This window comes from Aliiglaciecola litoralis, assembly GCF_039523355.1.
GTDB classification, from domain to species: domain Bacteria; phylum Pseudomonadota; class Gammaproteobacteria; order Enterobacterales; family Alteromonadaceae; genus Aliiglaciecola; species Aliiglaciecola litoralis.
Genome location: NZ_BAAAFD010000060.1, coordinates 1 through 509, shown reverse-complemented (window position 1 = coordinate 509; position 509 = coordinate 1). Strand labels below are relative to the sequence as shown.

1 protein-coding gene is annotated in these 509 nt (G+C 37.7%); it reads left to right on the top strand.

Annotated features, from left to right (window positions below; all coding sequences use genetic code 11):
- The coding region (locus ABD036_RS19160; RefSeq protein WP_343862815.1) for a hypothetical protein at positions 1-428 on the top strand (428 nt) is incomplete at its 5' end.
- Positions 429-509: the final 81 nt, after the last annotated feature.

Here is a 509-nt window from a genome sequence, read left to right as displayed (position 1 = left end):
TATTCGCACAGGTAGCCATGATATTCGTAGTTGATAAAACCGCCCAAAGATTGATGCGCTTTCTTGTAATCGGATTTACTTTAGGCGCATTATTTTCAATCTACCAGATTACAAAAGGTCCAGAATTGAGTGTCGTTATTTTTATGGGAGTATGGTTGATTGGGATAAGTTTTGCGGCTTTAAACATCATGAAGCAACCTACTACGATTGAGTTCGATGAGCTGAGTGGGGAGATTCGTTTCTCTAATCGTTTTAAAACTTCAGTACACACAGTTAAGGAAATGGAAAAAATAGCCTCAGAAAACACTGTGCTTACTTTTTCGTTTAGCTCAAAAAAAATCAAAATGCCTAATCAAATAACAGGCTTACACAAATTGATTGAAAAAATAAAAGAAGCTAATGAACATGTCGAAATTATTGGGTGTTAGTGCGTATAACAAGTTTGTTAAGTTCGCCCAACAAGTTGGGCTGGGACGCGTAAACTGCACGCGCCCCTTACAAAAGCGTTA